23 protein-coding genes are annotated in these 24,114 nt (G+C 64.3%); 21 read left to right on the plus strand and 2 right to left on the minus strand.

What is annotated here, in order from left to right:
* Positions 1–179: 179 nt before the first annotated feature.
* The 21 genes from rho to AC5RVY_RS15895 all read left to right on the plus strand — a co-directional run bounded on the left by rho (position 180) and on the right by AC5RVY_RS15895 (position 22,671).
* Entirely contained in the window at positions 180–2,414 is a 2,235-nt protein-coding gene (rho, locus tag AC5RVY_RS15795) for a transcription termination factor Rho (RefSeq protein ID WP_493955659.1), read from the plus strand.
* 245 nt (positions 2,415–2,659) lie between these two features.
* The gene (prfA, locus tag AC5RVY_RS15800) at positions 2,660–3,733 is read left to right on the plus strand and encodes a peptide chain release factor 1 (protein WP_050054620.1); all 1,074 of its coding nucleotides are present in this window, start codon (positions 2,660–2,662) and stop codon (positions 3,731–3,733) included.
* A 35-nt stretch (positions 3,734–3,768) separates the two neighbouring features.
* A complete protein-coding gene (gene prmC / locus AC5RVY_RS15805) occupies positions 3,769–4,656 on the plus strand; it encodes a peptide chain release factor N(5)-glutamine methyltransferase (protein ID WP_493955660.1) in 888 nt (295 codons plus the stop codon).
* Positions 4,653–5,459, plus strand: a complete 807-nt coding sequence (locus AC5RVY_RS15810) for an L-threonylcarbamoyladenylate synthase (RefSeq protein WP_493955661.1) — start codon at positions 4,653–4,655, stop codon at positions 5,457–5,459. Before prmC ends, AC5RVY_RS15810 begins: the two co-directional genes overlap by 4 nt.
* Position 5,460: 1 nt before the next feature.
* Complete coding sequence (locus tag AC5RVY_RS15815) at positions 5,461–6,372, plus strand: glycosyltransferase (protein ID WP_493955662.1); 912 nt, start codon at positions 5,461–5,463, stop codon at positions 6,370–6,372.
* Between the two features lie 6 nt (positions 6,373–6,378).
* Positions 6,379–7,341 (plus strand): glycosyltransferase, encoded by a 963-nt coding sequence (locus tag AC5RVY_RS15820; protein ID WP_493955663.1) that lies wholly within the window; start codon positions 6,379–6,381, stop codon positions 7,339–7,341.
* Between the two features lie 99 nt (positions 7,342–7,440).
* Positions 7,441–9,309 (plus strand): polysaccharide biosynthesis protein, encoded by a 1,869-nt coding sequence (locus AC5RVY_RS15825; protein WP_493955664.1) that lies wholly within the window; start codon positions 7,441–7,443, stop codon positions 9,307–9,309.
* Positions 9,309–10,331, plus strand: a complete 1,023-nt coding sequence (locus AC5RVY_RS15830; RefSeq protein ID WP_493955834.1) for an MraY family glycosyltransferase — start codon at positions 9,309–9,311, stop codon at positions 10,329–10,331. Before AC5RVY_RS15825 ends, AC5RVY_RS15830 begins: the two co-directional genes overlap by 1 nt.
* 98 nt (positions 10,332–10,429) lie before the next feature.
* Entirely contained in the window at positions 10,430–10,912 is a 483-nt protein-coding gene (locus AC5RVY_RS15835) for a Cg1360 family ATP-synthase-associated protein (RefSeq protein WP_493955665.1), read from the plus strand.
* Positions 10,905–11,243 carry an AtpZ/AtpI family protein gene (locus AC5RVY_RS15840; RefSeq protein WP_493955666.1) on the plus strand — a complete coding sequence of 113 codons (339 nt, stop codon included), beginning with the start codon at positions 10,905–10,907 and terminating at the stop codon, positions 11,241–11,243. The genes AC5RVY_RS15835 and AC5RVY_RS15840 overlap by 8 nt, the downstream gene beginning before the upstream one ends.
* 81 nt (positions 11,244–11,324) lie before the next feature.
* On the plus strand, positions 11,325–12,125 hold the full coding sequence (gene atpB, locus AC5RVY_RS15845) for a F0F1 ATP synthase subunit A (protein ID WP_091415702.1): 801 nt from the start codon (positions 11,325–11,327) through the stop codon (positions 12,123–12,125).
* An 81-nt stretch (positions 12,126–12,206) separates the two neighbouring features.
* Positions 12,207–12,410, plus strand: a complete 204-nt coding sequence (gene atpE, locus AC5RVY_RS15850) for an ATP synthase F0 subunit C (RefSeq protein ID WP_009356484.1) — start codon at positions 12,207–12,209, stop codon at positions 12,408–12,410.
* 52 nt (positions 12,411–12,462) lie between these two features.
* Complete coding sequence (locus tag AC5RVY_RS15855) at positions 12,463–13,014, plus strand: F0F1 ATP synthase subunit B (RefSeq protein ID WP_493955667.1); 552 nt, start codon at positions 12,463–12,465, stop codon at positions 13,012–13,014.
* Positions 13,014–13,841, plus strand: a complete 828-nt coding sequence (locus AC5RVY_RS15860) for a F0F1 ATP synthase subunit delta (RefSeq protein ID WP_493955668.1) — start codon at positions 13,014–13,016, stop codon at positions 13,839–13,841. The genes AC5RVY_RS15855 and AC5RVY_RS15860 overlap by 1 nt, the downstream gene beginning before the upstream one ends.
* Positions 13,842–13,922: 81 nt before the next feature.
* A complete protein-coding gene (gene atpA / locus AC5RVY_RS15865; protein ID WP_493955669.1) occupies positions 13,923–15,560 on the plus strand; it encodes a F0F1 ATP synthase subunit alpha in 1,638 nt (545 codons plus the stop codon).
* Between the two features lie 73 nt (positions 15,561–15,633).
* Complete coding sequence (locus AC5RVY_RS15870) at positions 15,634–16,524, plus strand: F0F1 ATP synthase subunit gamma (RefSeq protein ID WP_493955670.1); 891 nt, start codon at positions 15,634–15,636, stop codon at positions 16,522–16,524.
* Positions 16,525–16,605: 81 nt separating this feature from the next.
* Positions 16,606–18,060, plus strand: coding sequence for a F0F1 ATP synthase subunit beta (gene atpD, locus AC5RVY_RS15875; protein ID WP_493955671.1), 1,455 nt, complete (start codon positions 16,606–16,608; stop codon positions 18,058–18,060).
* 1 nt (position 18,061) lies between these two features.
* Positions 18,062–18,346: a F0F1 ATP synthase subunit epsilon gene (locus AC5RVY_RS15880; protein ID WP_018760117.1), complete on the plus strand. Its 285-nt coding sequence runs from the start codon at positions 18,062–18,064 to the stop codon at positions 18,344–18,346.
* A 10-nt stretch (positions 18,347–18,356) separates the two neighbouring features.
* Positions 18,357–18,788 (plus strand): DUF2550 domain-containing protein, encoded by a 432-nt coding sequence (locus AC5RVY_RS15885; RefSeq protein WP_493955672.1) that lies wholly within the window; start codon positions 18,357–18,359, stop codon positions 18,786–18,788.
* A 5-nt stretch (positions 18,789–18,793) separates the two neighbouring features.
* The gene (locus tag AC5RVY_RS15890; protein ID WP_493955673.1) at positions 18,794–20,104 is read left to right on the plus strand and encodes an alpha/beta hydrolase; all 1,311 of its coding nucleotides are present in this window, start codon (positions 18,794–18,796) and stop codon (positions 20,102–20,104) included.
* Positions 20,101–22,671 carry a bifunctional lysylphosphatidylglycerol flippase/synthetase MprF gene (locus AC5RVY_RS15895; protein ID WP_493955674.1) on the plus strand — a complete coding sequence of 857 codons (2,571 nt, stop codon included), beginning with the start codon at positions 20,101–20,103 and terminating at the stop codon, positions 22,669–22,671. The genes AC5RVY_RS15890 and AC5RVY_RS15895 overlap by 4 nt, the downstream gene beginning before the upstream one ends.
* Before the next feature lie 197 nt (positions 22,672–22,868).
* Here the strand turns inward: AC5RVY_RS15895 and AC5RVY_RS15900 are convergent, their stop codons facing one another.
* Both AC5RVY_RS15900 and nucS read right to left on the minus strand, forming a co-directional pair.
* Entirely contained in the window at positions 22,869–23,072 is a 204-nt protein-coding gene (locus AC5RVY_RS15900) for a cold-shock protein (RefSeq protein ID WP_011692441.1), read from the minus strand.
* Positions 23,073–23,396: 324 nt separating this feature from the next.
* The gene (nucS, locus tag AC5RVY_RS15905) at positions 23,397–24,092 is read right to left on the minus strand and encodes an endonuclease NucS (RefSeq protein WP_493955675.1); all 696 of its coding nucleotides are present in this window, start codon (positions 24,090–24,092) and stop codon (positions 23,397–23,399) included.
* Between the last annotated feature and the right edge of the window lie 22 nt (positions 24,093–24,114).

A 24,114-nucleotide genomic window follows, 5' to 3' on the forward strand; every position in this document is an offset into this window, starting at 1 on the left:
TGAAGCGTCAGTCCGCAGTTCCACCTTGGGCGGAGCGCAGAGTGAATCAGTATCCGGCCCTGCTGGCCGATATCCAACCGGCAAGGCCGAAATCCCGGCTGCAAATCTGAACTGCAGCCCAGATCAAATCATCGCGCCCAGCTCCTCGTCTGGACGCCGTCGAGGGGGAAGGATCCTTCGTGACCGAAACCACTGAGCTGTCGCCAGCTGTGGAACTATCAACTTCTGCTGCCGAATCATCGGCAGCACCCGCCAAGAGCAGCGGCCTAGCTGGCCTGAAGCTCGCCCAGCTGCAGGCACTCGCCAGCCAGCTCGGTATTTCCGGCGGTTCCCGGATGCGCAAGGGGGACCTGGTTGCCGCCATTTCCGCCCATCGCGCCGGCACTCCGATGACCAAGACTCCGGCCAGGACAGCCGCCAAGGCTGTTGACAGCGTCGCCGCACCGGCAGCCGCAGCTCCTGCTGTTGCTGCTCCCGCAGCCTCAGCTCCGGCCGCAACGGACACCACGGAGGCCCCCGCCGAAGGCACCCGCGCCAGGGGCCGCGGCCGCAGCCGCCGTGCAGTAAGCGACGGAGTTGTGGCACCGGCAGCCGCTGAAGCCGCCGCCGCTCCCGCTGAAGCTCCCGCCGCAGAAGCCCCTGAAGCAACTGAAGGCGCAGCCGAACGCCGCCAGCCCCGCACCCGCAACCGCCGCCGCGGCGAAGCAGCCGCGGCAGCCCCGCAGGCAGCCGAAGCTGTTGAAGCACCGGCAGAGCAGGCCGGCGCCGGGCAGCAGACTGCTGAAGCGGGTATTGCCGAGCAGCGCAGCGCCGAACAGCGTACGGCAGAGCCGCGCACCGCTGACCGGACTGAAGCCGAAGAAGGTGGCCAGCGCACGGACCGCCGCGAAGGCGGCCGCGGCCGTGGCCGCGACACCCGTGAAGGCGGCGACAGCCGGGACAACGCCGGCAGCCGCGAGGCCGGCCAGCGCGAAGGCGCGCGCCGCGACGACAACCGCGAGGCCGGCCAGCGCGAAGGCGCGCGCCGCGACGACAACCGCGACACCCGCGATAGCGATGACACCGACGGCGGCAGCCGCCGGAACCGCCGTAACCGGCGCGACCGGAACGACCGGAACGACCGCTCCGGCGGGCAGGACCGCGACAACAGCTCGCGCAACGACCGTAACGACCGCTTCCGCGACCGCAACGACCGCCGCCGCGGCCGCGCGCAAGGACCCGACGTTGACGACGTCGAAATCACCGAGGACGACGTCCTGCTGCCCGTTGCCGGCATCCTGGACGTCCTGGAGAACTACGCGTTCATCCGCACCTCCGGCTACCTCCCAGGCCCGAATGACGTTTACGTCTCGCTCGCCCAGGTCAAGAAGTACAACCTGCGCAAGGGCGACGCCGTGGTTGGCGCCATCCGCGCCCCGCGTGACGGCGAAGACCGCAGCCAGCAGTCCGCCCGCCAGAAGTTCAATGCCCTGGTCCGCGTGACATCGGTCAACGGCAAGACCTCGGAAGAGCTCAAGGACCGCGTCGAGTTCGCCAAACTGGTACCGCTGTACCCGTCCGAGCGCCTGCGCCTGGAGACCGATCCGAAGAAGATCGGCCCCCGCGTCATCGACCTCGTCGCTCCCATCGGCAAGGGCCAGCGCGGCCTGATCGTCTCCCCGCCCAAGGCCGGCAAGACGCTCATCCTGCAGTCCATCGCCAACGCGATCACCACCAACAACCCTGAGGTCCACCTCATGATGGTGCTCGTTGACGAACGTCCCGAAGAGGTCACGGACATGCAGCGCACCGTCAAGGGCGAGGTCATTGCCTCCACCTTCGACCGTCCCGCCGACGACCACACCACCGTGGCCGAACTCTCCATCGAACGCGCCAAGCGCCTCGTGGAAATGGGCATGGACGTGGTGGTCCTGCTGGACTCCATGACCCGCCTGGGCCGCGCCTACAACCTGGCAGCACCGGCTTCCGGCCGCATCCTGTCCGGTGGTGTGGATTCCGCAGCCCTGTACCCGCCCAAGCGCTTCTTCGGTGCAGCCCGCAACATCGAAAACGGCGGCTCACTCACCATCCTGGCCACCGCCCTCGTGGAAACCGGCTCCAAGATGGACGAGGTCATCTTCGAAGAGTTCAAGGGCACCGGCAACATGGAGCTCCGCCTGTCCCGCCAGCTGGCAGACAAGCGCATCTTCCCGGCAGTGGACGTGAACGCGTCCGGCACCCGCCGTGAGGAAAACCTGCTCTCGCCCGAAGAAGTCAAGATCATGTGGAAGCTGCGCCGCGTCCTCTCCGGACTCGAAACCCAGCAGAGCCTGGAACTCCTGACCAACAAGATCCGGGAGACCCAGAGCAACGTTGAGTTCCTGATGCAGGTTCAGAAGACGACACTTGGCGCGAAGTCCGATAACGACAAGTAGCTGAGTTCAGGGGCGGGGTGCGGTTGCCCTGCGTGGTTCGCCGCGCAGGTTTTCCGCCCCCGCCCCTTCGCGTGGTGGCCACGTCCTGACGGACTTGGCCACCACGCTTCGGCAGGCCCGATGCCACTCCCGGGGCGGAAAACCTGCGCGTCGTGCGCCCGGCTCACCCTTGCCCGGCCTGCTTTTTTGGGAATGGATTCCTGCACCCCACTAAAATGGGGCGCAGAACGAAAGAGGTTTTGAAAATGTTTGAGTCCGTACAGGGCCTGCTTGATGAGCATGATGCTATCCAGGCGCAGCTGGGGGATCCTGCTGTTTATGCTGATCAGCGGCTTGCGCGCAAGCTGGGACGGCGGTCGGCTCAGCTCAATGGCATTGTTGAGGCCTACCACAAGTGGGAAGGCATTCGGGACGATCTTGCTGCTGCCAAGGAGATGGCTGACGAGGATCCTGAGTTCGCTGCCGAGGTTCCTGAACTGGAGGAGGCGCTGGAGGTTGCAGCGGCCAAACTGCGCCGCCTGCTGATCCCGCGCGATCCTGACGACGCACGCAATGTGATCCTCGAGGTCAAGGGCGGTGAAGGCGGCGACGAGGCTGCCCTCTTTGCCGGAGACCTCCTGCGCATGTACACCCGGTACGCGGAGTCGCGCGGCTGGAAGACCGAAATCATCTCGGCCACCGAGTCGGACCTTGGCGGTTACAAAGACGTCCAGGTTGCCGTCAAGGGCAGCTCGAACGATCCCGCCGAAGGCGTGTACGCCCGGCTGAAGTTTGAAGGCGGCGTGCACCGGGTGCAGCGCGTTCCCGTCACAGAATCCCAGGGCCGCATCCACACCTCGGCTGCCGGCGTACTGGTCCTGCCCGAAGTGGACGAGCCCGAAGAGCTCGAAATCAACCAGAACGACCTCAAGATCGACGTCTACCGTTCCTCGGGTCCCGGCGGCCAGTCCGTGAACACCACCGACTCTGCGGTGCGCATCACCCACCTTCCCACCGGCATCGTGGTGGCCATGCAGAACGAAAAATCCCAGCTGCAGAACCGCGAGGCCGGCATGCGCGTCCTGCGGGCACGCATCCTGGCCCACCAGCAGGAGCAGATCGACGCCGAAAACTCCGCCCAGCGGAAGTCGCAGATCCGCACCATGGACCGCTCCGAGCGCATCCGCACCTACAACTACCCGGAAAACCGCATCGCGGACCACCGCACGGGCTACAAGGCCTACAACCTGGACCAGGTGATGAACGGCGACCTGGAGCCTGTCATCCAGTCCGCGATCGAGATGGACGAACAGGCGCGCCTGGACGCCATCGGCGACTAGTCCGCCCCCGGCGTTTGGGACACGACATTCGGGACATGACATTCGGGCCAGGCAAGTCGCTCGCTGACGCCGTCAGTGAGGCCACAGCCATCCTCCGCGATGCCGGTGTTCCCAGCCCCCGCGTAGATGCTGAGCTGCTTGCCGACCATCTGCTGAACGTGGGGCTGGGCCGGCTTCGCGCCATGATGCTCGGCGATGCACCCGCGCCGGAAGGGTACGACGCCCTCGTGGCCGAGCGCGCCGGCAGGGTGCCCCTCCAGCACATCACCGGAGTTGCGCACTTCCGCTACCTCGAGCTGGCCGTGGGCCCGGGCGTCTTCATTCCCCGGCCCGAGACCGAATCCGTGGCCCAACTGGTCATTGACCACGTCAAGGACATGGCGCACCCGAGGATCGTGGACCTTGGGACTGGTTCCGGTGCCATCGCGGGCTCCATAGCCCACGAGGTGCCCGGCGCCGAAGTCCACGCGGTGGAATTCAGCCCCTTCGCGCACGCCTGGGCGGCGAAAAACCTCGCACCCCTGGGCGTCCATCTCGTGCTCGGGGACCTGCGCAACGCACTGCAGGAGCTGAACGGAACCTTCGACGTCGTGGTTTCCAACCCGCCGTACATCCCTGCAGAGGCCATCCCCAACGAGCCGGAAGTAGCCCTGCACGATCCACCGGAGGCACTGTACGGCGGGGGAGCGGACGGCATGGAACTTCCGACGGCGGCGGCCGCCTCGGCTGCCCGCCTGCTGGTAGCCGGCGGATACTTCGTGATGGAACATGCAGAAGTCCAGGCAGAGTGGATCGCGGCGATGCTGGCCAGGTCAGGATGCTGGACCGGAATCAGCACCCACCGGGACCTTAACGGCAAGGACCGCGCCACCAGCGCCGTGCTCGCGGACCAAACACTACGCAATGAAAGAATGGGCCAGTGACCACAACCTACAACTGCACCATTGACGACGAACGGGCACAGGGCCTGGAGCACGCCCAGCGCGCCATCAGCGAAAAGAAGTGCGTCGTGCTTCCCACGGACACCGTGTACGGGATCGGCGCCGACGCTTTCTCCCCGCAGGCAGTCACCATGCTGCTGGTCTCCAAGGGACGCAGCCGCACCATGCCTCCGCCCGTACTGATCCCGCGGATCAATGCGCTGGACGGCCTGGCCACCGACGTGTCGGCTGATGCCCGCAAGCTTGCCGAAGCATTCTGGCCGGGCGGCCTTACCCTGATCCTGCACGCCCAGCCGTCCCTGGACTGGGATCTCGGTGAAACCAAGGGGACCGTAGCGTTGCGCATGCCCGCCGACGAGATCGCCCTTGAACTGCTGACGCTGACGGGACCGCTCGCCGTATCCTCTGCCAACCGCACCGGCCAGGCGCCCGGACAGACCGCTGCTGCCGCCCGCGAGCAACTTGCAGAGTCCGTTGAGGTGTACCTGGAGGGCGGCTTCCGGCCAAGGGAAGGCGAGATTGCCGTACCCTCCACCATTGTGGACGCCACGGGCCCGCTCCTGCGCGTGGTGCGCAACGGAGCAGTGAGCCTGGAGCAGCTCCGGGAACACGTTCCGGGCGTCCTGGGGCTCGGCGAAATCCCGATGGCGGCGGAAGAGCGGGAGACGCCCGAAGAGCCGGAGGCGCACGAGGCGTCCGACGCGCGGGAAACCGAAGCCAACACTGCCGGCGAAACTGCCGGCAGCAGTGCCATCAGCAGCACTGACAACCATGCGGGGAACTGACATGCAGCCCAAAGTTGCCGTCGCGGCCGTAACTTTTGACCGCCATGAGGAGCTTGCCCTGCTCCTGAAGGGCCTGGCTGCGCAGACCGCCCCCATCCATTCCATCGCCCTGGTGGACTCCGGCACCATCCCGGCAACCGACGTCGTTAAGGCCGGGGGAGCGCAGAACATCAACTACCTGCGGTCCGAAGCCAACCTGGGCGGTGCCGGCGGCTTCGCCTATGCCATCCTTGCGGCAATGGCCAGCGGCGCCGAGTGGATCTGGATGATGGACGACGACGGCCACCCGGAGGACGCCAGCTGCCTGGCCGAGCTGCTCCGCACGGCAGAGGAGCACGAGCTGGATATCATCAGCCCGCTCGTCGCCGCCACGGCCGACCCCAACCGGCTGTCCTTCAATTTCCGTATCAACGGGCTGCTGACCAATGACCGGTCGCGGCTGGCGCCCATGGGCTACCTTCCGGACATGGTGCACTTCTTCAACGGTGCGCTGATCCGGACCGAGGTTTTTTACCGGATCGGCATTCCGGACGTTAAGTTCTTCATCCGCGGCGACGAGGTGGACTTCCTCTCCCGCGTGAAAAAAGCCGGGCTCAAGTACGGCACGCTCGCCACTGTTGCCGTGCAGCACCCCGCCACCTGGACCGAGATGAAACCCGTGTTCGGCGGGTTTATCACTCCCGTCATCCCCGAGGGTGAATTCAAGCGCTACTGCTACTTCCGCAACCGCGGCTACCTGACCCGCAAGTACCGGAACCTCCGCTGGTTCAGCGCGGACATCGTCGGTTTTCCCTATTACTTCCTGAAGACCGGTGACCTGAAGGGCCTGGCGCACTGGTTCAGGGCCTACTCCACCGGCTTCCGCGGGAAGGGCTTCGGCTCACCCGCGGAACTGATGTCCGCCAACAGCTAGGCCGCCGTGGAGAACCTGTACGCCGTCGTCGTCACCTACAACCGCGCGGACTTCCTGCGCAACCTGCTGGCCTCCTTCGCCCGGCTGGACCGCGCACCGGCCCGGATCCTCGTGGTGGACAACGCCAGCACCGACCATACGCCGGACGTCGTGGCCCAGGCCGGTGCCGCCGGCGGACCCCCCATCCAGTACGAACGGCTGGACCGGAACATCGGCGGGGCCGGCGGGTTCTCGCGCGGCGTGGAACTGGCACTGGAGTCCGGCGCCGAGTGGTTGTGGCTGATGGACGACGACGTCGAGGTGCTTCCCGGCGCGGTGGAGGCACTGGCGAAGTTCACGCCGGACTACTCCTGCCTGATCGGCCGCCGCTACGACGCCAACGGCAAACCCTTCTTCTGGCAACACCATTTCGTCGAGGCGCTGGGGATCTTCCTCCCGGTTTCGCGGGACGTGTTCCGGGATTCGGATGTTTTCCGCACCAACGTGGGCAACTTTGAAGGCATGCTCATCCACGCGTCCGTGGCGCGGAACATCGGACTGCCGGATCCGCGGTTCTTCATCACCTGGGACGACCTGATCTACGGCTGGCTTGCAGCGCAGCGGACCCCGGTGGTGTACGTGAACGCCTTCGTCATCAAAAAGGTCCGCGCCCAGCGGCAGGTGGACCTGGGACTGCGGCACCTCAATGATTCCTCCGACCTGAGCCGGCGCTATGTAATGCGCAACCGCGGGCACGTGGCGCACTACCTGCGGGCCCACGGCAAGTTCAACCGGGCCGGTTTCGCCGCCGGAACCGCGCTGACTTTCCTGAAGGAACTTGCCCGGCTGGTCCTCGTCGAGCGGACCCTTAAAGGGGCCGGTGCCCTGTGGCAGGGATGGCGCGAATCACGCACTATCCTCGCCGACGCCGGGTGGCGACCCATGCCGCCGCTGCCGGCGTATCCGGGCAGCGGAACCCGAAGCGATTAGTATCGTTCTAGGCCCCGACGCCGTCCGACAGTTTTGCGGCGGGGTATTTTGAAACAGGCGCCTGGCCGCCGTGGTAGTGGAAGTCGGTTGCATCTTTCGTTGAGTACACAATCAGAAACGCGCGCACCTGCCGCAGTACGGGACGAGAAGCCCGCCCTCTGGATCTGGATCCAGCTCTTCCTCGACTCCATGTCGTGGGTGGTGGCGATCGGCCTGGCCCTGCTGCTGCGCTACGAGATGGGCATCCGTGTGGAACAGTTCGCCGGTGCCGTGGTGATCGCCGCCATCGCGGTGGTGGCACAGATGCTGGCTGGGTATTCCCTCGCGCTGTACCGGGGCCGTTACCCGTTCGGCAGCTTCCAGGAGGCCAAGGCGCTGGTATTCGTCACGGTCATTGTGGCTGCCTCGATCACCGTGAGCCTTCTGGTGCTGTACGAGGCCATCAACATCGGCCGCAGCGTGGGCCTGATCGCTTTTCCCTTCGCGTGTCTTTTCATGTGCGCCGCCCGCTATGCCAAACGGCTTTACGTGGAAGGCAAGGCCCGGCCGGGGGACGGGGCACAAAACACCCTGGTCTACGGCGCTGGATTCCTTGGCAACTCCCTGGTGACCCGGATGCTGCAGGACCCGGATTCCCCGTACTTTCCCGTGGGCCTGATCGACGACGATCCCGCCAAGAAGCACCTGCGCCTCTCCGGCGTCCAGGTCCAGGGCCGGGGGGACGACCTGCCGGCCATTATCCGCCGCACCCGCGCTAAAGTCCTGGTCCTTGCGTTCGCCAATGTGGAAGCCGCCGTGGTCCGCCGCATCTCCGATGCGGTGGCGGGTTTGAACGTGCGCGTGCTGGTGCTGCCTCCGCTGCGGGACATGCTGGGCACCGGCGCGCCCGCCGGTTTCTCCGACTTCCGCGACGTGGCGGTTGAGGACCTGATCGGCCGGCGGCCCGTGGATATCGAAGTTGACGAAATTGCCGGATACATCAAGGGCAAGAGGGTGCTGGTGACCGGCGCCGGCGGTTCCATCGGGTCCGAACTCTGCCGCCAGATTGTGCAGTTCGACCCTGCGGAACTGATCATGCTGGACCACGATGAGACGGGACTGCAGCAAACTCAGATCTCCATCACGGGCCACGGCCTCCTGGCAGGCCGCGATACCGTGCTGGCCAACATCCGCGACGGCGAAGCGCTGATGGACATTTTTGAGGACCGGCGCCCCGAAGTGGTGTTCCACGCTGCCGCACTGAAACACGCGCCTCTGCTTCAGCAGTACCCGGTGGAAGCGTGGAAAACCAACGTCTGCGGCACCCTGAACGTCCTGCGCGCCGCGCAGCGCGCCGGCGTCTCGCACTTCGTGAACATCTCCACCGACAAAGCGGCGAACCCCACCACTGCACTTGGCCACTCAAAACGGGTCGCGGAAAAGTTGACCGCCTGGATGGCCAGCCAGACCGGCAGCAAGTTCGTCTCCGTCCGTTTCGGCAACGTGATGGGCAGCCGCGGCTCCATGCTGCCGCTGTTTACCGAGCAGATCCGCGTGGGCGGTCCTGTGACGGTCACCGACCCCGACGTCACCCGCTTCTTCATGACCATCCCCGAGGCCTGCCAGCTGGTGATCCAGGCCGGCGCAATCGGTACCGGTGGCGACGTACTGATCCTGGACATGGGCGAACCCGTCCGGATCCTGGACGTGGCGCAGCGGATGATTGCCATGTCCGGCAAGGATGTGGAGATCATTTACACAGGGCTGCGGCCGGGGGAGAAGCTGCACGAGGAACTGGTGGGTACCGGTGAATCGGACAAGCGCCCCCTGCATCCCAAAATTTCGCACACCAGGGCAACTGAGCAGAACCCGGACAAACTCGACCTCAACGTCTGGCTGGCCCGCTGCGAGGCAGAACAAGGCGCCAGCATCGCCGATATTCCCGATGACGAGGCCAATGACGCCGGTGAGATCCGGGTGGCGTCGTGATGCTTTTGGCTCTCGTGGCCGGGGTCACCCTGTTGGCCGGCCTGCTCCTCCCGTTCGCTGTGAAGCCGTTGCTGGTCCGGATGGGCGTGGTTGATGTTCCTTCCGCCCGCTCATCCCACGTGAAAGTCACCATCCGGGGGATGGGCGTCGCTACCGCACTGGCCACAGCCGTCGGCTACGCGGCCGCAGTGCTGCTGGGGGTTGTCACCGTGGACCGCTCCGTAGCCGCCGTCGTGCTTGGCATCATTGCCGCCTGCGCGGCGGTGGGCTGGATCGAGGACCTGCGCGGCATGTCCATCCGCGGCCGCGCCGCATCCCAGCTCGGCATCGGAGCGGCCGGCTCTGCCGCACTCATTGTTCTCACGGGACAGTCGTTCTGGTGGCTGCCGCTGGCCGCCGTGGCGATCGCAGCCTATGTCAACATCGCCAACTTCATGGACGGCGTTAATGGCATCTCGGGCCTGCACGGGGTCACCGCCGGTGTTGCCTATGCTGCGGCTGGAATGCTGTCCGAACAGGCCTGGCTGACCGCCGGCGGCACGGTGCTGGCAATGTCCTTCCTCGGTTTCCTCCCCTGGAACCTGGGCCGCGGCTCGGTTTTCCTGGGCGACGTGGGCAGTTACCTGCTGGGTGCCTCCATTGCGGCCCTCGCCGTGGCGGGCTTCCTCAGCGGCGTCTACGTCGAGTACGTCCTCTCACCGATCCTGGTGTACGCGGCCGACACCGGCTACACCCTGCTCCGCCGGATCAAGGCTGGGGAGCGGTGGTACGCGTCGCACCGGCAACACGTCTACCAGCGGCTTACCGACGTTGGCTTCTCGCACCTTCAGTCAGCCGCCATGGTCACAGCCTGCACCGCGGCCGTGATCATTTTGGGCTTTATCGCCGCCACCGCTCCGCTGCCGATCGTCGCACTGTGTGTGGCCGCAAGCGCGCTGGTGCTCGCTGTGTACCTGGCCAGCCCGGACCTGATCCGCCGGTACCGGCGGCCCGCCAAGGTCACCCGCATGCCGGTGGCCTAGCGGTGTTCTATCTCGTGTAGAATTTAGGGGCAGCCAAAGCTGCCCTCCACAACCTGCCGTGCGGCCTCCTGCCGCGTGGTGCCGACGATTGGGATCGAATGACCTCCAACGCCGAGTCCGGACACCAGTCCGGCAACGGAACCGTTGGCGCATCCGGCCCAACCCCCTTCCTCTGGCTGAACCTCCTCAAAAGGAGTTCGCTCGCCGCCGCGGCCGGACTGGCGCTGTGCGCCGTTGCCGCAGCAGTCCTGGACGGCCCCGCCGGGGTTCTGTCCAGCACAGCCGGCGGCCTGCTGGTGATGCTGTTCTTCGGCATCAGCCTCCTGGTGGGCCATGTCATGGGGCGCAACAATCCCTCCGGAGCCATCGGCATGTTCGTGGCCACCTATTTCGTCAAGGTGGTGGGCTTCGCCGCAGTCCTGTTCGTCATCGGTACACCGGAGTGGCTGCACGGCCGCTGGTTCGTGGCCGGTGCCGTGACCGCCGTCGTCCTGTGGCAGGCTGCAGAACTCCATGGTTTCAGCAAGGCCCGCCTCCAGATCTACAACGATCCAGAAACCAAGGGAAAATCCGATGCGTGATCCCCGGAAGCCCTCGGACGGCACGAACGGCAACGCCGGATCAAACGGCTCTGACAGCGGTGTATCAGGCGGCGGAACCAGCGGCGGATACAACGCCGGCATGGCCGTATTCAGCTACATCATTGGCGGAATCATCGTCTGGAGTTTGATAGGGTGGGGACTGGATTACGTGTGGGGAACGCGCTGGATCGTGCTCGCAGGCGCTCTGCTTGGAGCCGTCGGAGGCTTTTACCTTTCCCATATGCATGGCCTTACCAGTTCCCGCAAAACCGCTGGGGAGCGCCATGCTGCCAGCGGGCCGTCCCAGGACGGCGACACTAATGCCAAATAATTTCACAGGGGGAACAGCAGGCCATCAGGCTGCCGGACCCCGCCCAACGCCCAATGATGGACACTGCAGAGAGGAAACGCGTTGATCGCGCTTGCGCTCCCGGCCCAAGATTCAGGAGAGTTTACTCCTCCTGGAATTAACGAAATGCATTTGCCGGCAATCCTGCCGTGGGGTGCCGCAGAAGGATTCTCCAAGCAGATGCTGCTGGTCCTCCTCTCTGTCGTCTTTATCGCCGTCTTCTTCGTGCTCGCCGCACGCAAGCAGCAGCTGGTACCCGGCAAGCTCCAGTTCGCCGGTGAAGCCGCCTACGGCTTCGTCCGCAACGGAATCGCCAAGGACATCATCGGCGGCAGGGACTTCATCAAGTACGTCCCGCTGTTGTTCAGCCTCTTCTTCTTCATCCTGGTGAACAACATCTACGGCGCCATCCCGTTCTTCCAGCTCCCCACGTTTTCGCACGTTGGCGGTGCCTATGTACTGGCGGGCATTGTCTACTTCACCTGGATCGCCATCGGCGTGAAGAAGAACGGACTCCGTTACTTCAAGCTGGCCACTGTGCCCTCCGGTGTTCCCTGGTTCATCCTTCCGATCGTCATCCCGATCGAGATCATCTCCAACTTCCTGGTCCGGCCCGTCACGCACAGCCTCCGTCTGTTCGCGACCATGCTCGCAGGACACCTCATTGTGATGATCGCCGGCTACGGCATCGAGTTCCTCATCATGCAGGAGAACGTCCTGCTCAAGGGAACCTCCGTCCTGGTCCTGGCAGGCGCCATCGCCATGTACATGCTTGAAGCCCTGATCATGGTCCTGCAGGCCTACGTCTTTACCCTGCTGACAGCGATCTACATCGAAGGCGCGCTTCACGCCGACAGCCACTAAGGCACCCACAAGCTTCCCCTCGCGGGGATGATAGCAACCCAAACAACCTGCCACATGGGTGGCATCTTGAAAGGAAGAAAAATGGAAGGCAATCTCAACCTCGTAGGTTACGGTCTGTCCGCAATCGGCGGTGGTATCGGTGTTGGTCTCGTATTCGCTGCGTACATCAACGGCGTCGCCCGCCAGCCGGAAGCACAGCGTGTCCTGCAGCCGATCGCATTCCTCGGCCTCGCGCTGACCGAAGCCCTCGCCATCCTCGGCCTGGTCTTCGCCTTCGTTCTCTAGTCCTTAGAGCGAAGCGAACTAACAGAACCGAGTAGAAAAGGACGGGTGAAATATGAATCAGCTGATCATCTCAGCCGCCACTGAGGGCGAAGTCAACCCCCTGGTTCCCAACGTCTGGGAAATGGGCGTTGTCCTCGTGGGCTTTGCCATCCTCATGTTCATCGTGGTCAAGTTCGTTGTCCCGATGTTCGAAAAGACCTTCGCCGAGCGCGCCGAGGCCATCGAAGGCGGCATCGCGAAGGCCGAAAAGGCACAGGCTGAGGCGTCTGCTGCACTCGAAGAGTACAAGCAGCAGCTGACCGACGCCCGCGCCGAAGCCAACCGCATCCGTGAGGAAGCCCGCGCTGAAGGTGCCCTGATCCTCGCGGATCTCAAGGAAAAGGCAGCCGCAGAGTCTGCCCGCATCACGGCCCAGGCCCACGCCCAGATCGAATCCGAGCGCCAGGCGGCTGTTGTGTCGCTGCGTTCGGAGGTCGGCACCCTCGCCACCACCCTCGCCGGCCGCATCGTCGGCGAAGCGCTGAACGACGACGATCGTGCAGCACGGGTTGTGGACCGCTTCCTGGCAGATCTGGAGACCCAGAACGCAGGTGCAGCTAAGTAATGGCAGGCGTATCGAGCCAATCGCTGGCAACAGCCCTGGCCTCGCTGGAAGCAAAGCTTCCGACGGCGTCGCTGCAGCTGGCAAAGGAACTCTTCGGAATTCTGGGAATGGTGGACAGCTCGGCTGGCTTGCGCCGCGCCCTGACTGACCCGTCCCGTAACGGCGACGAAAAGTCGGCGCTGGTCAAGCAGCTTGTTGGCGGAAAAGTCTCCGCTGATGCTGCAGACATCGCGGGCGGACTGGCCAGCTCACGCTGGGCAACTGCACGGGATATCGGCGATGCACTCGAGACTCTTGCCGCAACGGTGGTCATTTCCGTTGCCGAAAACAAGTCGGCCGTTTCTGCCTCCGGAATCACTGGCCTGGAAGAGCTGGAGAACGATTTGTTCTCCTTCAACCAGGCGGTTGCCTCCAGCCACGAGGTACAACGTGCTCTGTCCGAACCGCAGGCCAGCGGTGCAGCCAAGGCTGTCCTGGCCGAGAGGCTGGTGCCCGGTGTCAGTGAGGAAGCAAAAGTCCTCATCACCCAGGCAGTCAGCCAGCCGCGGGGCATCAAGCCCACGCGCCTGGTTCAGCGGTTTGCCGAGTTGGCAGCCAAGCGGCAGCAGCGCTGGATTGCGACGGTCAGCGTGACCCGTCCCCTGACGCAGACGCAACTGGAACGCCTCCAGGCGGGCCTGAATGCACTGTACGGGCGGGAACTGAAGGTCAACGTCAATGTTGACCCGGCACTCATTGGCGGCATCCGCGTCCAGGTCGGTGACGAAGTGCTTGACGCTTCGGTCATCACCCGCCTGAGCGAGCTGCAACGCCAGCTGGCCGGCTAGCCGGACAAGCACACACAACTGATAGAAACCCCGGTCATCGTGGACAACGGTGATCACAAAACAGGAGAGCAGGGACTGCAGATGGCCGAATTGACCATCAACGCCGACGACGTCCGTAATGCGCTGAACGAGTTCGCGGCGTCCTACGAACCCGGAAACGCAGAACGCGTAGAGGTCGGCCGCGTAACCACCGCTAGTGACGGCATCGCCCGTGTTGAGGGCCTTCCCTCGGTCATGGCGAACGAGCTGCTGCGCTTCGAGGACGGAACCCTGGGCCTGGCCCAGAACCTCGACGTCCGCGAAATCGGCGTCATCATCCTCGGTGACTTCACCGGCATCGAAGAAGGCCAGGAAGTCCACCGTACGGGACAGGTTCTGTCCGTTCCCGTGGGCGATGCCTTCCTCGGCCGTGTTGTCGACCCGCTGGGCGTGCCCATCGACGACCTCGGCGAGATCAAGGCCGAGGCCACCCGCGCGCTGGAGCTCCAGGCTCCCGGCGTGACCCAGCGCAAGTCGGTGCACGAGCCGATGCAGACCGGACTCAAGGCCATCGACGCCATGATTCCGATCGGCCGCGGCCAGCGCCAGCTGATCATTGGTGACCGCCAGACCGGCAAGTCCGCGATCGCGATCGACACCATCATCAACCAGAAGGCCAACTGGGCTTCGGGCGATGTGACCAAGCAGGTCCGTTGCATCTATGTGGCGATCGGCCAGAAGGCGTCTACCATTGCCGCCATCCGCCAGACCCTCGAGGACAACGGCGCACTGGAATACACCACCATCGTGGCGTCCCCGGCATCCGACCCCGCAGGCTTCAAGTACCTGGCACCGTACGCCGGTTCGGCAATCGGCCAGCACTGGATGTACGGCGGCAAGCACGTCCTCATCGTGTTTGATGACCTGTCCAAGCAGGCAGAGGCCTACCGTGCAGTGTCCCTGCTGCTGCGCCGTCCTCCGGGACGCGAAGCCTACCCGGGCGACGTCTTCTACCTGCACTCCCGCCTGCTGGAGCGTTGTGCGAAGCTCTCCGACGAGCTGGGTGCCGGCTCCATGACTGGCCTGCCGCTGATCGAGACCAAGGCAAACGACGTTTCCGCCTACATCCCGACCAACGTCATCTCCATCACCGATGGCCAGATCTTCCTCCAGTCGGACCTCTTCAACGCCAACCAGCGTCCTGCTGTTGACGTTGGTGTGTCGGTGTCCCGCGTGGGCGGCGCCGCACAGGTGAAGTCCATGAAGAAGGTTTCCGGCACATTGAAGCTGGACCTGGCCCAGTACCGCGACATGCAGGCATTCGCCATGTTCGCTTCGGACCTGGACGCCGCTTCACGCCAGCAGCTGACCCGCGGTGCACGCCTGATGGAACTGCTCAAGCAGGGCCAGTACTCCCCGTTCCCGGTGGAGAACCAGGTTGTGTCCATATGGGCAGGCACCAACGGCTACCTCGACGACGTTCCGGTTGAAGACATCAGCCGCTTCGAGTTGGAGTTCCTGGAGCACCTGGCCCACAAGTCCTCGATCCTCACCACGCTGGCGCAGACCAACGTGCTGGACGATGACACCGTTGCAGCTTTGAAGTCCGCCATCGTGGACTTCAAGAAGGGCTTCTTCGGCGAGGGCGACAACCACCTGGTAGGCGCCGGCCACGAGGAGCATGATGCTATCTCCGAGGGCGACGTTGACCAGGAAAAGATCGTCAAGCAGAAGCGCTAATTCCACTGACCGGGTATGCCGGGCCGTCAAGGTCCGGCACACCCGGTTTACGGAATGTTAGGAAAGGATAAGTATGGGAGCCCAGATTCGGGTCTACCGCCAGAAGATCAGCTCGACCACGTCGATGCGCAAGATCTTCAAGGCGATGGAACTGATCGCTACCTCGCGCATCGGCAAGGCCCGTGCGCGCGTAGCAGCTTCACTGCCTTACGCGAACGCGATCACGCGCGCCGTTTCTGCTGTCGCCAGCCAAAGCGAAATCGACCACCCGCTGACCACTGAGCCGGAGCAGATCCGCCGTGCCGCCGTCCTGGTAATCACCTCGGACCGCGGCCTGGCCGGATCATACTCGGCGAGCGTGCTCAAGCAGGCGGAAGGTCTCAACGAGCTGCTCCACGCTGAAGGCAAGGAAGTCAAGACGTACCTCGTCGGACGCAAGGCGCAGGCCTACTTCGACTTCCGGAACCGCGAATACGCACGGGTCTGGACCGGAGGCACCGACGCACCGGAGTTCGGCACTGCCCGTGAAATCGGCGCGGCGCTGCTGGCGGAATTCGCCACCGACTATGAAGAGGGCGGCGTGGACGAGATCCACGTGGTGTACACCCGCTTCAAGTCCATGGTGACCCAGGAGCCCACGGTCATCCGCCTGCTTCCCCTGGAAGTAGTGGAAGAGCAGGCCGCTTCCGAATCGGACCTGTTGCCGCTGTACGAGTTCGAGCCGGAAACCGAGCGTGTTCTTGACGCCCTGCTGCCGCGCTACATCGAGTCACGCATCTTCGCGGCCATGCTGCAGGCAGCAGCTTCCGAGCTCGCTGCACGCCAGCGGGCCATGAAGTCCGCCGGCGACAACGCCACGGACCTCATCAAGAAGTACACGCGTCTGCGCAACACGGCCCGCCAGGCTGAAATTACGCAGGAGCTTTCCGAGATTGTTGCCGGCGCCGACGCCCTCGCGTCCTAGCCTGCAGCGCCCGGTTCCGCTGGACCTGCACCACCACAGATAAACTTAAACCCACGCCATCTACTGAGTGAAGTGAGAGAGATGACTGCCACTGCTACCGAACACGTAGCCGCAACGTCCGGTGCTACCGGCCGCATTGCGCGCGTAATCGGCCCGGTTGTCGACGTCGAATTCCCGGCTGACGCAATCCCGTCCATCTACAACGCACTCACCACCGAGATCACTCTCAACGGTGAGACCAAGACCATCACGTTCGAGACCTCCCAGCACCTGGGTGACAACCTCGTCCGCGCCATCTCGCTGCAGGCCACCGACGGACTCGTCCGCGGAACGTCCGTAGTGGACAGCGGCGCCCCCATCTCCGTGCCGGTCGGCGACGGTGTCAAGGGCCACATCTTCAACGTCCTGGGCCAGCCCCTGGACGTTGCCGAGTCGGAGCTGGAGATCAGCGAACGCTGGCCCATCCACCGCAAGGCACCGAGCTTCGCTTCGCTCGAAGGTTCCACCGAGATGCTGGAAACCGGCATCAAGGTCATCGACCTCCTCACCCCCTACATCAAGGGTGGAAAGATCGGCCTGTTCGGCGGCGCCGGCGTGGGCAAGACCGTTCTGATCCAGGAAATGATCACCCGTGTTGCCCGCAACTTCGGTGGTACCTCGGTATTCGCCGGCGTGGGTGAGCGTACCCGTGAAGGCAACGACCTCTGGGTCGAAATGGAAGAGGCAGGCGTCCTCAAGGACACCGCCCTTGTATTCGGCCAGATGGACGAGCCGCCGGGAACGCGCCTTCGCGTGGCCCTGTCCGCGCTGACCATGGCGGAGTACTTCCGCGATGTGCAGAACCAGGACGTGCTGCTCTTCATCGACAACATCTTCCGCTTCACCCAGGCAGGTTCCGAGGTGTCCACCCTCCTGGGCCGCATGCCTTCGGCTGTGGGCTACCAGCCCAACCTGGCTGACGAGATGGGCCTCCTGCAGGAGCGCATCACCTCCACCAAGGGTCACTCCATCACCTCGATGCAGGCCATCTACGTTCCCGCAGATGACTACACCGACCCGGCACCGGCCACCACCTTTGCGCACCTGGACGCGACCACGGAACTTTCCCGTGAAATCGCCTCCCGTGGCCTCTACCCGGCCGTCGACCCGCTGACGTCCACCTCCCGCATCCTGGACCCCCAGTACATCGGCAAGGACCACTACAACACGGCTGTCCGTGTGAAGCAGATCCTGCAGAAGAACAAGGAACTCCAGGACATCATCGCCATCCTTGGCGTTGACGAACTCTCCGAAGAGGACAAGATCGTCGTGTCGCGTGCACGCCGCATCCAGCAGTTCCTCTCGCAGAACACCTACACCGCCAAGCAGTTCACCGGCGTCGAGGGCTCCACGGTTTCCATCAAGGACACCGTGGAAGGCTTCTCGGCCATCTGCGACGGCGAGCTGGACCACATCGCGGAGCAGGCGTTCTTCAACGTCGGCGGCCTCGATGACGTCGAGCGCCAGTGGGCCAAGATCCAGGAACAGACCAAGTAATATGGCTGAGCTTGAGGTTGAGATTGTCGCAGCGGACCACTTCGTGTGGTCCGGAGCGGCCAAGATGGTCAAGGCCCGCACCAGCGATGGTGAAATCGGAATCCTGCCCGGCCACTCGCCCCTGCTGGCGATCCTGGCCGAGGGTGAACTGGCTATCCAGCCGGTGTCCGGGGACCGTATTGCCGTAGATGTTGACGGCGGATTCTTCTCCGTGGACAACAACCGCGTGGTTATTGTTGCTGACAACGCCCAACTGGGCGGCTCGGCTACCGCTGGGATCCGCTAGCACCAGCTTGATGGACGCACCGAGTCTTCCGTTCATCGCCATGGCAATCGCTTTCGGATTGCTGATCTTTGCACTGTGCCTTTCGGGGGTGCGCCGCTTCAACCTGCGGCGTGCCCTCGGCACGGTGGACGCCTCCATTTGCATGGCTGGAAACAGCTGGCAGGTGGGGGTTTGTCGTTACCAGGACAACGACCTTGAATGGTTCCGCCTGTTCTCGTTGAGTGTCCGGCCAAAGCACAAGTTCAAGCGCCACTCGTTGGAACTGCTGGGCCGCCGCAAGCCCACGGAGGCCGAAGCGGTCAAGGTCCAGCCCGACGTCGTCATCGTTGAGCTCCGCTACGAGGGGCAGGACCTCCGCCTGGCCATGAAGTTCGACGCCTATACCGGACTGTCCTCCTGGCTGGAAGCCGGGCCGGTCATCGGCGTGGGGACCTGGCGCTAGCCAACGTGGACTGGGTTTTCGACATCCGGCTTACCGACGGCCCCGTGTACTGGGCTTCCCTGGCTTTGGGCCTGGCGGGCGGCATATACCTCCTCATACCTCCCCCGCGTACCGGCAGGCGGCGCTGGCTCATTCAAGTGATTGCGGCCGTCGCCGCAGCCTTCGCCCTGGTGGCCACGGTCCATTGGGCGCTTATTAATCTCTTCTCCGTCTTCCCGGAAAACATCCCGGACACCGTCCTGCTCTGGGTGGTGCCCGCAGTGGCCGCCCTGATCCTCCTGTTGCTCCGGCTGCCCCGCAGCACCTGGCGCCGCCGCGCCGCCGGCCTGGCCGCTGTACTGCTCGTCGCAGCCCTGTCCTCTGTCCAGGTCAACGCATACTTCGGCCTGAACCGCACCGTGAGCGATCTCCTGGGCACCGCCATTGCCCGGATCCCTACGCTGGAACCTGAACTGATTCGGCAGCAAGGGGCCGACGACGGCGTCCCGCTCCAAGGCTGGGCGCCGCAGGGTGAGCTTCCGGCCGGGGGAGTCCTGCGCAAGGCTGCCATTCCTGGTACCGCCTCCGGCATGACCACCCGCGAGGCGTACATCTACCTGCCGCCCGCCTACTTCGCCAAGAACCGGCCGGCCCTTCCGGTGCTGGTCCTGGTGGCCGGACAGCCGGGCGGACCCCAGGACTGGCTGACCGGAGGCGCGCTGGACGGCCACATGGACTCCTTCGCGGCAGCCCATGGGGGCCTGGCGCCGGTGGTGGTGATTCCGGACCCCAACGGCTCACAGTCCGCCAACACCATGTGCATGGACAGCCGGATAGCGCAGGCCGATACATATCTTTCACGCGACGTACCTGCCTGGATCAGTTCCACCTTGGCCGTGGACACCAACCATCACCAGTGGGCCATTGGCGGCTTCTCGTTCGGGGGCACCTGCGCACTGCAGATGGGGACGCGGCACCCGGATTTGTTCCCCTCCGTCCTCTCGTTCTCCGGGGAAGCAGAGCCGGCCCTCGCCAAGGAGCGGCAAAAAACCATTGACGCCGCCTTCCCCGGGAACCCTAAGGAATTCGACCGGCAGACCCCCTTAGCCATCATGAAGGAGCAGCGCTTCGAGTCCAGTGCTGTGTACCTTACTGCCGGGCAGGACGATCCGGAGTTCGTGGCCTACCTCGACACCCTGGCAACTGCAGCCCGGGAAGCAGGTTTCGACGTCCGTGCCTACGAGGTGGAACACACCGGCCACTCCTGGGACACATCCTCCAAACGGATTGCTGATGCCCTGCAGTTCCTTGCGGACAGGTGGGGGCTGGGCCAGTGACCACCCGACAGCAGCAGATACGTACGGCATCCCTGGCCTGGACTACGGTGGTTCGCCCCGCCCTGGACCGGATCGTCGCCGGTTTGGGATCGATGCCGTTCTCCGTGGCGGTCCTTGCGGTGTTCCTGGCCGTGGGCGCAGTCACCGGCAGTTTTCTGGCAGGGCCGCCGGAGCAACTGCTGGACGGGGCAGGAGTCAGCGGCCCGGGCCTGCGTGCCGGCAACTGGTGGTCCCTCTTTACCAGCCTCTTCTTCGCCACTAACCCGTTGGCCTACATCTCCGCCTCGCTGATGATCCTCCTGCTCCTGGGGCTGGCAGAGCGGAGGCTGGGCACACCCGCCGCTGCAGCGCTCTTCCTCGGCGGCCAGTTCGTTGCCGTTACGCTCTTCCTGCTGATCACCCAGGTGGCCGGATACGTTGGTGACGGATGGCTGGACCGGATGGCTGATGACATCCTGATCGGGCCCTACCCGGCAGTCCTGGCCGCAGGCCTTGCCGCCACCGGCCGCCTGCCGGTCCTCTGGCAGCGCCGGCTGCGGACCGGCGTGCTCTCCATCTCGCTCCTCCTGGTCCTGTACATCGGGCACGCGGAAACCGTAATAGGACTGATTGGCGCTGTGCTGGGCCTGCTGGCAGGCTGGTGGATCCAGGGCGATCACGGCCAGCTGTACCGGCACCGGTCCACCGGCCGTGAAGCCCGGAACCTCCTCGCCCTCATGGTTGCCGTCTTTGCCGTGGGACCCATCCTCACAGGCATCGCCCGGGCACCCACGGGTCCGCTGGCGCTCCTGCGCGATGTGGTCCTGAACCCGATGCCCACCCTCAGCCAGCTCGCGTTCAACTGCGGCACCACGGTAGAGGCCTCCTGCCTGGAAGCCGGAAGGGCAGGTTTTGCCGGCCCCTTCGGTCTTGCGCTGGCAGTGGTTCCGGTGGTGCTGCTGCTGATCTGCGCCGATGGAATGCGCCGCGGCCGGCGCCTTGCCTTGAGCATCGCCATTGCCATCCAGCTGGCGGTGACCGCCCTGGCTGCCGTCTACCTGGCCCTGTTCGCCCTAGTTCCGTCACGGCCGCACGGCCCGTCCGCGCCGCCCATGGGTTCCGCCTTCGCCCACGTCCTTCCCCTGGTATGCGTGCCCCTGCTGTTGGCAGTGCTCCTGTGGCTGAACCGCCGGCAGTTCCGCGTCCAGACTCTTCCCGCCGCCCGCCGGATGCTGGCCATCGTGGTGGGCGGCTCCTGGATTGTCCTGGCCGCTGCTTATGCCGGTGCCTGGTTGTGGGCCGGCGGACTGATGCGCGACGGCGGATTGCTGGGACTTTTCGCCGAACTGGCCCGGCAATACGTTCCGGTGCCCATCCCGCAGCAATACCACCGTGTCTTTGCGGATCGGAATACTGTTGAAGCGGTCCTCTTTGCGTACTCCGGTCCCGTATTTTGGGTCATCGCGCTGGTGGCAGTGTGGTGGGTGCTGCTGGGCGGACACCATGGCAACGAGTCCGGCCGCCAGGACAGGATCAGGGCACGCACCCTGCTTCACCAGGGTGGCGGGCCGCTCTCGTGGATGGCGCTGTGGGAACCCAACAGCTACTGGTTCAGTCCTGACCGCCGCGGTGCCGTGGCGTTCCAACGGCATGGGAGCGTGGCGCTGACATTGGGCGGCGCCTTTGGCCCCGCAGACGCCCAAGGCCATGTTACGGAGGGGTTCCTTGCCTACTGCAGCCGGCAGGCCTTGATCCCGGCGCTTTACTCCTGCGACGATACGCTGTGGCCCATGCTGCAGGAGCGCGGTTTTTCCCGGGTTGCGGTGGCGCAGGAGACGCGCCTGGCCATCCGCGAACTCGAGTTCAAGGGCAAAGAATGGCAGAACGTCCGGACGGCACTGAACCGGGCTGCAAAGCTGGGGGTCGAGGCCGTGTGGGGAACCTACGCTTCCCTTCCGGCGGCCCTGCGTTCAAAGCTGAGCGAAGTGTCCGAGGAGTGGGCTGCCGGAAAAACTGTTCCGGAGATGGGCTTTACGCTCGGCGGCATCGACGAGCTCGACGACCCGGAAGTGCTGTGCTGCCTCGCCGTCGACGGCAGCGGCACCGTCCATGGGGTGACCAGTTGGCTGCCGGTGTACGACGACGGGCGGCTGGTCAGCAGGACGCTGGACGTTATGCGCCGGGGCGCCGACGGATTCCCCGGAGTCATGGAATTCCTCATCGCCTCCGCGGTCCTAGAACTCCGCAGTTCCGTCGAGGTCATCTCCCTCTCCGGGTCTCCGTTGGCAAGTCTTCCCGGCTCCGGCCCAGGAGGCGGCTCCGCGTCGGAACCAGGTCCGGACGGGGAGGGTCGGGCGGACAACCTGGTCCGGATCCTTGACCTCGTGGGGCATGCCCTGGAACCTGTCTACGGGTTCCGTTCGCTGGCAGCATTCAAGTCCCGGTTCAAACCCGAGTACCGTGCCCTTTACCTGTATTACCAGGACCCGCTGTACCTGCCGGCGATTGGCCGGGCGTTGACCCGCGCCTACCTGCCCGGGCTGTCCCTTCCCCAGGGCGCCCGGCTGGTCCGCAAACTGGTGAACTGATGTGGTGCAGAACGTGATGGGGCGTTCCAGAGTTTGACGCAGAAGGTGATGACGGGTTTTCGACGGGGAAGCCAATAGTCCCGCGCGGGGGCTTATGCCAATCCAGAATTTACAGGTTAAGCAAACAATGGCCCCCGGCATATCGCCGCGGACCATTGTTTCGCTGACGGCCGCATTATGCGGCCATTAGGCGGGGACTAAACCAGCGTGACGCCGGTCGCCTGGGGACCCTTGGCGCCCTGGCCGATCTCGAACTGAACGCGCTGGTTCTCGTCGAGGGTCTTGAAGCCGCCGGTCTGGATCTCGGAGTAGTGAACGAAGACATCACCATCGGAGTCATCCGGGGTAATGAAGCCGAAGCCCTTTTCAGCGTTGAACCACTTCACGGTTCCCTGTGCCATTTATTTCTCCTCATTGTGGAACTTTTTAAGATCGGCACACCTCGTGCCGGCCTTGGTCACTCCGCGAGAAGAATCCTGGATTGCCGTCCTCAAAAGGGACCGGCCCTGCAGGAGCTTCGCGCTCGCAACATGTCTTGCGAGCATGAAAAACACCTACACAAAGACTGAGATAAGAATTTCACGCCCATAGGCGCAGGTCAACGGTTCAGACAGATAAACGCATAAATTTTAGGTAAAAGAGCGGTTAAATGTCCTTGGGCGGACGAATTCATGCGCCGTGGGAAGGGCAGCTTGCCGATTCCCTGCACGCTGCTAAGGGTAACGTCAGAAAAGCCGCGACTCGACGTCGTCCACGCCGCGCATTGCATCGTAGTCCAGGGTTATGCAATCAATTCCCCGGTCGATGGCAAGAACTTTGGCCTGGGGCTTGATCTGCTGGGCGGCAAAAATGCCACGCACCGGTGCCAGCAGAGGATCGCGGTTGAGCAGTTCAAGGTACCGCGTGAGCTGCTCCACGCCGTCGATGTCGCCGCGCCGCTTGAGTTCGATGGCCACCGTGGCACCGTCGGCGTCCCTGGCCAGAATGTCCACCGGCCCGATCGCCGTAAAATACTCCCGGCGAATCAGGGAATAGCCCTCGCCCAGCGTTTCGATCTGCTCTGCGAGGAGCCGCTGCAGGTCCGCCTCCACGCCGTCCTTGATCAGGCCGGGGTCCACGCCAAGGTCGTGCGATGACTCACTGAGTTTCTCGTGGATGTTGATGATGAGGCGGTCATCCGTCTTGGCGGATTGCACGGTCCACTGCTCAACCACGCCCAGCTCCAGGTCCACATCCTCGGGGGATGAGACACGCAGGGTTGCGGGGGGACTCATCCAGTTCAGCGGCTTGTAGGAGCCGCCGTCCGAATGGACCAGGACAGAGCCGTCAGCCTTGACCAGCAGGAGCCTGGTGGCAAGGGGGAGATGGGCTTTGAGCCGGCCAACGTAATCAACAGAGCATCGGGCTATGACAAGTCGCACGCCGTACAGACTACCGTCTGGG

Source organism: Arthrobacter sp. Ha26 (assembly GCF_059091705.1).